Raw genomic sequence first — 9,772 nt, 5'->3', positions numbered from 1 at the left:
GACTCATTATTTCGGTGAATTTGATGATTCTTTTTTAAATGATATTAATTCCTGTAAGGGGTTGCTTCATTATTGCTTAAATGAAACAAGAGCAATTCAGCTAAGTGAGTTAATTGGCAGCTATGAGTCGGTATTAATAATTCCTACGGGTTTACAGAAGAATAAATTTGCTTGTCTAGTGTTGGAATTGTCAAATTTAGGCGCTGAACCTCGTAAAGTGAAAATGCTAGGGGATTACTGGCGAATTTTTTTAGTTGAAATATTTGAAGCTTACCGACGCTCAACAAGTCTTGAGGCTGTAAAAATTACGCGACGTGAAAAAGAATGTATTCGTTGGGCATCTGTTGGAAAAACATCTTGGGAGATCAGTCAAATACTCAGCATTAGCCAAAGAACCGTTGATTTCCATTTAACAAATTGTATTAGAAAGACAAACAGTACAAACCGACAGCATGCCATTGTTAAATGTATTTTGAGTGGAGAATTGCTAAGTCCTCAATAGAATTTCCCTGACCAATTAAAAGCGCATTTTGCGCTTTTTTTGATCTACGGCTTGCCATTTAACTAGTTTCGTTTAAAATTGCGCATCTTTCGAAACGAAACTTAATTGCATATCACTTATGACCAAACGAAACACCCAGCAACGACGTCACAATATATTGGCTCAGGTTAATGAGCTTGGTGAAGTGGTCGTGGAAAAATTAGCTGAGCAGTTTCAAACCTCTGAAGTGACTATTCGAAAAGATTTAACTGCGCTTGAAAAAAGTGGCCTGTTACTGCGCCGTTATGGCGGTGCTATTGCATTACCAAAAGAGATAGTAAGCGATGAGATTGATTCTAAGCGTAAAGTGGCTATAGCCAAAGCCGCAGCTGAACTGATTAAAGATCATAATCGTATTATTATCGATAGTGGTCGTACAACCGCGGCGATGATTCCTGAGCTAAGTAAAAATCGTGGCCTTGTTGTAATGACCAACGCAATAAAAGTGGCTAACCGTTTACTGGCGCTTGAGAACGAGCCAACACTTTTGATGACAGGTGGCACATGGGATCCACATTCAGAATCGTTCCAAGGACAAGTGGCTGAGAACGTTTTACGCTCGTATGATTTTGACCAATTGTTTATTGGCGCCGATGGGATTGATGTAGATCGCGGTACTACCACGTTTAATGAACTGGTTGGTTTAAGCCAAGTTATGGCAGGTGCAGCCCGAGAGGTTATTGTACTCGTTGAATCTGAAAAGATTGGTCGAAAAATCCCTAATTTAGAGCTGCCTTGGCAGCGGATAACCACGGTTATTACTGACAATAACTTAGCGCCAGGTATTCAAAAAGCCATCCAAGCATGCGGTGTAAAGCTTATTTGCGCCGAGCCATAAGATGAATTCGTGTCTATTACAGGCCGACAACACCTGTGATATACATTTTAATATCAAACAACACATAAACCCAAAGTAACCGCTTTGGCATGTGCAAAAGGAAAGACTATGTGTGGAATTGTAGGGGTTGTTGCAGAGCGCCCAGTAAATAAAATTTTAGTAGAAGGTTTAAAGCGCTTAGAGTACCGAGGATATGACTCTGCGGGCGTTGCACTTTTAGAGAGTAACACGCTCAATACAGTAAAAGCTGTGGGTAAAGTTGCTAATTTAGAAGCTGCTTTAAATCAAGCCAATGTGAAAGGAACTACAGGCATAGCACACACTCGTTGGGCAACTCATGGCGGCGTAACTGAAGCTAATGCGCATCCGCATATTTCAAGCAGCGAAATTGCGCTAGTCCATAATGGTATTATTGAAAACCATGCAAGCCTACGTGAAGCGCTCAAAGGTGACGGTTACGAGTTTTTGTCAGATACTGATACCGAAGTGATGGTGCATTTAATCCACCAACTTCGCCAACAGCACACCTCTTTATTAGCCGCAGTACAAGCTGCTGTTAAACAGTTTGAAGGTGCATTTGGTACTGTAATATTTGATAAAGCTAACGATAACGAAATTGTAGTTGCTCGTTCAGGCAGCCCATTAGTAATAGGCCTTGGCCTTGGTGAGAACTTTATTGCTTCTGACCAATTAGCATTGTTAGCCGTAACACGTAGCTTTATTTATCTAGAAGAAGGTGACGTAGCGCGTGTAACCCGTGATAGCGTTGAAATTTTTGATGCCGACGGCCAAGTCGTTGAGCGTGAAGTAATTGAATCAAACATCACTCAAGATGCGTCAGGCAAAGGTGAATACCGTCACTACATGTTAAAAGAGATTTACGAGCAACCTCTTGCCGTACGTAATACTCTTGATGGGCGTTTAAAAGACGATCGGGTTGCTACAGATGCCTTTGGCGAAAGCGCACAACAAATTTTTAAAGACGTAAAGCACGTACAGATCATTGCTTGTGGCACGTCGTATCATTCAGGCATGGTGGCGCGCTACTGGCTTGAGCAATTCGCAGGCGTAAGCTGTAATGTAGAGATTGCTTCTGAGTTTCGCTATCGCGAATCTTTCGTGCACGAAAACAGCTTACTGGTAACTATTTCACAATCGGGTGAAACCGCCGATACCTTAGCGGCACTGCGTTTAGCGAAACAGCAAGGTTACATGGCTTCAATGACCATTTGTAACGTACCGGGTTCATCACTAGTACGTGAGTCTGATTTAGCCTTTATGACCAAAGCCGGCGCTGAAATTGGTGTAGCCTCTACTAAAGCATTTACCACACAGTTAGTTGGTTTGTTAATGCTTACTGCGTCTATAGCGCAAGAAAAAGGTCTAGATCAAAGTACTATTACTAACGCGATTAAAACTCTACCAAATAAGCTTGAAGAAGCATTATTGCTAGCTGATGGCATTGAAGACCTAGCAGAAGAGTTTGCTGACAAGCACCATTCACTGTTTTTAGGTCGTGGCTCGCAATACCCAATCGCGATGGAAGGTGCGCTTAAGCTTAAAGAAATTTCATACATCCATGCCGAGGCATACGCAGCTGGCGAGCTTAAGCATGGGCCATTAGCGCTTATTGATGCCGATATGCCAATTATTGTGGTAGCACCAAACAACGAGCTACTTGAAAAGCTTAAATCAAACGTAGAAGAAGTACGTGCTCGTGGCGGCATTATTTATGTGTTTGCTGATAAAGATTCAGCCTTTGCATCAGACGACACTATGCGCGTGATTAATGTAAATCATGTCGATAATGTAATTGCGCCTATTGTGTATACAATCCCACTACAGTTACTTTCGTACTACGTAGCAGTAATAAAAGGTACGGATGTTGACCAACCGCGTAACTTAGCTAAGTCGGTTACAGTTGAATAGAATCAATAGGTTGTTAGTTACCTGTTAAAAATAAAAAGGTGCTTAATGCGCCTTTTTTAATGTTTGGCGATACTAATTAGCCAGAGATCAGGTTTTAGCCGATAAATCATCTTTTCAAGCATTATTATCCTCTTTTTTGAACTTTGCTTCAGTATATTACTTTCTATCTTTTAAAAATTTTGCAACGGAATCTATCTCAGGAAATAACTTTATTGTTGTAATACCTAAAATTTCTACTTCAAACTCCTAAAGTGGCCGGTGATTTAAAGTATACAGTGATTTTACGAATCCAATTATAAAAGAGCAGATGATTTACTCAAACCAGCTCGTAACTTGTAGTTCGGACCGCGCAGCTGTTATCTAAACTACATTAAAATCACTAACCCCTACTTAACGAGCAATAAATACGCTAAAATTGCAGGCTATTTTTAGTAATGAGTCCGCACTTTTTATGACCCCAACCGCAAATCCTAGCAATTTCAACGAACTTGGCCTTATTCCAGAGCTAATTGCTCGATTGTATGACCTTGAATACAAGCAACCTACCTCCATTCAGGCAAAAGCAATTCCAAGCATCTTGGCGGGAAGTGACTTAATTGCAGGGGCAAATACTGGCTCAGGTAAAACAGCAACCTTTGCATTACCAATGCTACAAAGAGCTTTCCTAGAGCAAGGCGGTAAAAGTACTGCGAGCAAAGGTAACTTTGTTTCAGGGCTCATTTTAGTACCTACCCGAGAGCTGGCAACCCAAGTAGCCGATAGCGTTAAATCGTATGCTGCGAATTTTAATGGCAAAATTAAAACCGTTGCGGTATTTGGTGGTGTGTCGGTTAATACACAAATGCAGGCTCTACGTGGCGGTGCAGATATTATCGTGGCAACCCCTGGTCGGTTACTCGATTTAATTTCAAGCAATGCCATTAAACTTGATAAAGTAAACACCTTAGTGCTTGATGAAGCAGACCGCATGTTGAGCCTGGGTTTTACTGAAGAACTTGCTGAGCTATTAGCGCTAATGCCAGCTAAAAAACAAACTATGTTGTTTTCAGCGACCTTCCCAGAGCAAGTTAAGCTATTAACGCAAGAACTGCTAAACGACCCTGTTGAAATACAAGTACAAAGCAAAGATGAAAGCACTTTAGTGCAGCGTGTCTTTACGGTAAATAAAGGTGAAAAAACTACGGTTTTAGCACACTTAATTAAAGCTCATCAATGGCGCCAAGCGCTGATTTTTGTAAACGCGAAAAAAGACTGTGAGCATTTAGCGGGCAAACTTGAAAAGCGTGGCGTGAATGCGCAAGTGTTCCATGGTGATAAAGGGCAAAGTGAACGTACTCGAGTAATCGAAAAGTTTAAAAACGGCGAAATAGAAGTGCTAATAGCCACGGATATTGCCGCCCGTGGTTTAGATATTACTAAACTGCCGGTGGTAATTAACTTTAACTTACCGCGCAGCCCAGCTGATTATATGCACCGTATTGGCCGAAGCGGCCGTGCAGGTGAAGTAGGTTTAGCGTTATCACTGATTGATTATGAAGACTTCCATCACTTTAGAATTATTGAGAAGAAAAACAAACTACGTTTAGAGCGCGAAGAGGTAACAGGTTTTGCTGTAAACCAAGCCAACCTTGATGCCGCACATGCGCTTAAAAACGACAAGCCAATGGCAAAACCTGAAGGCACTGGTAAAAAGAAGAAGAAAAAAGCCAACCAACAAGATGACGTTTGGAGCGGCTGGCGTCGTAAATAGAGAGTCGCTAAAAAATAATAAAAACCCCGTAATTAGTTAAGCTAATTACGGGGTTTTTCATTTAGTGGCGTTAGCCTAAAATGTTAACAGTTAAACACGCTACGAGTTTAATGATCGTGGTCGTGTTCTTCTTCCTCTTGTGCAATACCTAACCAAGTGATAGCTGCAGGTGGGAATGTTAGTTCTAGTTCACCTTCAATTTCTAAGTCTTCTAGGTGTACTTGTACCACATGTTGAGCAATTGGGTCGGCTACGTAAGCAAACTGACCATTTTGCGCCACTGTCATAGTAAATTTCATGCCTTCAGGCATGGTTGCAACGTCTGCTTCTGTGATATCTACTTGACCTGCTAGCTCCCAGTGGGTGTGGTCGTCGTGTGCATGCGCTTCAAGCACGTTTAAAAAGCCTAGGCTGTCTAATACTAAAAAGTGCTCGCCATTTGCTGAAAAAGAGTAAGAAACAGCACTTGCGCCATCGGCTAGTTGCCATTCTAATTCTTCCATTTCAGTATTTGCTGGGTTGATGCTTACAATTACCGCAGGGCCGCCACCGTGGCCAGACGCAACCCCAATAAAGGTTTCGCTGTCTTCATGACCGTATATAGAACCAATACGTAAGTCGCCAACTGCATTAATATTTGCTACTTTTTCTGCGTGGTACTCGTCATCGTGTTGGTGAGCTAAAAGTATGCCGTCGCTACAGCCAAAAGCAACATAGTCATGGTTTTGTGCTGCACCGTGTAAATCAGGGCAAGTAAGCTCTAAAGTTTGCTCAAGCTCATATTCACCATCATGGAAATGGTAAACACCTACTTGATCAGGCAAAACTTTAGCAGCTGATGTACTTTCTGCATCATCACGGCGAATGGTTGATAATAAATGCTCGCCACGTGGCTGGGCAACACCATGCATATTTATATCGTAGCTAATACTAGGTAGGGTATCAGTTGCGCTTGTGATGTCGTTATCGGTTAATACTTCAACAGATGCAACGGTGCCTGAATCAGCATCACCATCATAAAATATGGCTAATTTACCATCGTGTTTAACTAGATGCGTAGGGCGACTGCCATTGGTTAGTTCATAGTCGCTAAATGTTGGATCTTGTTTGTAATCGTGTTGATGATCACCGTGATCTTCACTCCATAAACCACCGTCGATAAAACTTAGATAATCTTGTGTGCGGCTAGCAATCACTGCATAGCGAAAATCAGGTGATGATGATAGTGTGTTTGAATCATTTGTAAGGGTAAATGTTTCAAGCAGTTCATTGTCATCTAGGTCAAAAAAGTTCGCTGTGTTGCTATCGCTAGCAAGTACCACAAGTCTACCTAATGAGTCGATTGCATACTCATCACCATGGTCGTGATCGTCACCATCACCGTGATCATGCCCATCATCTGGCACTTCTATCGGATCTTTTTCAACGATATTGGTTTCTGCATCGCCACAAGCGGTGATTAGTGTGCTGCTTATTGCCAGTGCAATCAGTTTTAATTTAAATAGTTTAGTCATGTTAATTTCCTTAATTTATAATTTTTTTAGCGCTTAAAAGTAACCGCGAATACCGAGTGCGAAACTACGACCTGGACGTGGTGCTATATTCTTTAAAAATGAGCTATGCACACGTGCTTCGGTGTCTGTTAAGTTAGTGCCGCGTAGATATAGAGAGACATCTTGATTTAACACTGATAAATCATATGAAATGCTGGCATCAAGCATGGTGTAACCATCGGTGGCGGTTTCTTCTGGTGCGGTACGATCTTGTTCTTGATAGCGAGTTACGTGTAGGTGTGCGCTCAGCTTTTCTGTTTGATAGCTAAACTCAGTACCGAAGCGAAGTGGTGGTGTGCGCGGTAAATCGCCGCCGTCTTTAAGGCGGGCGCGAACGTAATCTGAGAATAAATCTACCTTAAACTCATCGGTTAACTGCCATGCAACTTGTGCTTCAAAACCATGTAAAATGACGTCATCAGTTTTGAATAAGTAAACAGGTAATTCAGACGAGTGGTCGTGTGCGTGATCATGATCATGACCGTCTTCATCACCATGGCTATGGCCGCTTTCAGCGTATAGGCCAGTGTCTATTTGGTAGTAATAGTTGTCCACTTGGTTGTAGAAAGCATTAAAAATAAAGCCGATATCACCTTCGGTCTTACGGAAGGTTAAATCAATATTATTCGCTGTTTCGAGATCTATTGTTTGATCAGACAAGCCAAAATGGCCGTCTTCATCAACATCAAATAGCGCACCGACTTCATAAGTACCAGTACCGATGTGAGCACCGAATGATAACAATTCAGAAGCAGAAGGAGCACGTTCTGAACGTGATATTGACAACCCTAAGTTATAGCCGGGTGTAAAGTCCCACACTACGCCTGCAGATAAGCTAACTGGTGTAAATTCATGCTCTACGTCAAATATGCGAATGGTATCAGCACTTTCTCCATGATCGTGGTTATGATCGTCATGCCCACCTTCTGCATCATGTGTATGTGCATCAATGTTTGGTAGTAGTACGTTATCTGCATCAATGGTTACACGTTCAACACGACCACCTAGTTGCACTAAAAAGTCACCAAAGTGTTTTTCTTCCATTAATGCTACGGCAAAACTTTGCGTATCAGATGGTGGTGTGAATGCCTCAGAGCCTTGTGCTTCAACATCACTTTGTTTGTAATGAAAACTGAAACCGCCATTCCATTCATTAAATGGGTTATGCATTAAGTCTACGCGGAATTCATTAGTTTCATTTTTGAATACAGTACCTACTGCGCCATGTTCAATTTCAGCATGGTCGTAATCAGTATGGCCAATGCGAAGATTTATTTTATTAAGCCACTCATTATCTAAATTATATTCGCCTAATAATTGCACTTTAGTTTGCTCTAAATCTGCATACACGTTTTCTTCTTCGCTGTGCTCTTCATCACCACCATGGGTATGGCCTGGGATACCGTATTGGCGATTAAATTGCTCAACAGCTATACCAACAAAACCTTGGTCAAATAAATAGCTAGCGCCAACGGTAAAGCCATCCGACTCTTCATTACTGTTTTCAACTGTATAATCACCATGATGTTCTTCATGCTCATCGTGATCTAACTCAGCAGCTACGGGGATTTCATAATCATCAGCTTCACGCCAAAATGCATCGGCATAAAATGCGAATGAATCAGTACCTGTGGTGGCATTAAACGAAGCCACTTTTTGATTATCAACAGAGTTATGTTCTAGGTTCCACTCGCCGCGCGTTGTGCTGTCTGTTGGCACACGGTTATCAACAACATTAACAACACCGCCAATTGCACCGCTGCCATAAAATAATGTTGCTGGACCACGTAATACTTCGATTTGCTGCGCAGTTGACGCTTCTGATGCGACTGAGTGATCAGGGCCCACTCTTGATACATCACTTACATCAAGACCGTTTTGAGTGATCAATACACGAGGGCCGCTTAAGCCACGAATAATTGGCGTACTGGCTACTTTTGCATGAAAGTTGGTATTCACACCTGGGAGTTTTTCAAGGCTATCACCTAAGGTTGCTGCTTGCTGGCGTCTTAATTGTTCGCCAGATAAAACACTAACAGGAGACGCTGATTCCATTGCCGACATATGAATAGGCGTTGCTTCAATGTCGATTACTTCGATTGGAGAACGCTTTAAATTAAATGTAATTGACTGGTTTTCATCGCCACTTACTGTGATGTCGCGATGAAGGTGAGCGTATCCAGGTGCAACAACATGAAGTTCTTTTAAGCCATCTTTTAAATTTACGATGACAAATTTACCATTTTCGTCGGTGGCTACTTTTACGTCTGAGCCTTCAACTTCTACCGTTGCGTTAGCAACAACTTTACCTTGGTTGTTGAGTACTGTGCCTTCAATAGAATTTGCAAGCACACTTGCAGGTAATAAAGCCGCTATCAAAACAGCTAATTGAGATCTTCGTTTCATTTGACCACCTTGTTGTATGTTATATTGTATCAATTGTGCTTGAAATGTTATAATGTATCAAGTGAAAGTTAACTATTGTGTAGAGATTTTTAAGTGGGTCTTATAAAAAGCGGTTATTTACAGTTCATGCTGCTGGTAATTTCATTAATGCCTTTTTTTGCTGCCAGTCATGAGCATCAACATGTTCATGGTCAAGGCCAGTTATTGATAGTGCAGCAAAAGCAACACTGGCATTTACAATTCACTTTGCCAGCAGCGGATGTACTTGGTTTTGAACATTCCCCAGAAACGCCTGAACAAATAGAGCGAGTAGCTGCGCTTAATAAACGGTTGGCAGTTATTGAACAAGTTGTAAAGTTAGTTGGCGCGTGTGTTATGGAGCAAAGTGAGCCAACGTTGCCCAGCGCGAAGGATGATGGTCATACACATCAAGATATTAAGGTTGAATACTTACTGTTATGTAAATCCCCTATTAAGAAAATAACGCTAACGGTATTTGAGTGGGCAAGTTCATTGCAGCAGGTAGAGGTTCAATGGAGTCATGAAAAGGGGCAAGGAATGGCAAAACTCAAGCCAAGTAAACCTGAGTTAGTGTGGTTAGAGTGAATCAACAACAACTTAAAAAAGCAATTCGTTTTGCAGATGTAAAGTGTGCGACTTCAGGCGGGAAACTCACAGAAAAACGCCAGCAAGTTTTAGAAATATTACTAAAAGCAAAAAAACCTTTATCTGCTTATGAGCTGACAGATCAATTC

The 9,772-nt window shown here is 41.6% G+C and carries 7 protein-coding genes; 5 read left to right on the top strand and 2 right to left on the bottom strand.

Annotated elements, in window-relative coordinates; genetic code table 11:
- The 4 genes from ACT3RM_RS15645 to ACT3RM_RS15630 all read left to right on the top strand — a co-directional run.
- Positions 1-502: LuxR C-terminal-related transcriptional regulator (locus tag ACT3RM_RS15645; RefSeq protein WP_441996887.1), on the top strand; the 502-nt coding region annotated here is incomplete at its 5' end.
- Between the two features lie 118 nt (positions 503-620).
- Positions 621-1,379 carry a DeoR/GlpR family DNA-binding transcription regulator gene (locus ACT3RM_RS15640; protein ID WP_441835676.1) on the top strand — a complete coding sequence of 253 codons (759 nt, stop codon included), beginning with the start codon at positions 621-623 and terminating at the stop codon, positions 1,377-1,379.
- A 108-nt stretch (positions 1,380-1,487) separates the two neighbouring features.
- Positions 1,488-3,308 carry a glutamine--fructose-6-phosphate transaminase (isomerizing) gene (glmS, locus tag ACT3RM_RS15635; RefSeq protein ID WP_441835677.1) on the top strand — a complete coding sequence of 607 codons (1,821 nt, stop codon included), beginning with the start codon at positions 1,488-1,490 and terminating at the stop codon, positions 3,306-3,308.
- 451 nt (positions 3,309-3,759) lie between these two features.
- Positions 3,760-5,058, top strand: a complete 1,299-nt coding sequence (locus tag ACT3RM_RS15630) for a DEAD/DEAH box helicase (RefSeq protein WP_441835849.1) — start codon at positions 3,760-3,762, stop codon at positions 5,056-5,058.
- A 107-nt stretch (positions 5,059-5,165) separates the two neighbouring features.
- Here ACT3RM_RS15630 and ACT3RM_RS15625 read toward each other — a convergent pair whose 3' ends face one another.
- Together ACT3RM_RS15625 and ACT3RM_RS15620 are read right to left on the bottom strand one after the other, a co-directional pair.
- A complete protein-coding gene (locus ACT3RM_RS15625; RefSeq protein ID WP_441835850.1) occupies positions 5,166-6,572 on the bottom strand; it encodes a 5-methyltetrahydrofolate--homocysteine methyltransferase in 1,407 nt (468 codons plus the stop codon).
- A 33-nt stretch (positions 6,573-6,605) separates the two neighbouring features.
- Entirely contained in the window at positions 6,606-9,017 is a 2,412-nt protein-coding gene (locus tag ACT3RM_RS15620) for a TonB-dependent receptor (protein ID WP_441835851.1), read from the bottom strand.
- Positions 9,018-9,110: 93 nt separating this feature from the next.
- Between ACT3RM_RS15620 and ACT3RM_RS15615 the strand changes: the two genes are divergently transcribed.
- Positions 9,111-9,623, top strand: a complete 513-nt coding sequence (locus tag ACT3RM_RS15615; protein WP_441835852.1) for a ZrgA family zinc uptake protein — start codon at positions 9,111-9,113, stop codon at positions 9,621-9,623.
- Positions 9,624-9,772 lie beyond the last annotated feature (149 nt).

It is taken from the genome of Pseudoalteromonas sp. AOP7-A1-14, assembly GCF_052376275.1.
Taxonomy (GTDB): Bacteria; Pseudomonadota; Gammaproteobacteria; order Enterobacterales; family Alteromonadaceae; genus Pseudoalteromonas.
This window is presented reverse-complemented; position numbering and strand designations above follow the sequence as displayed.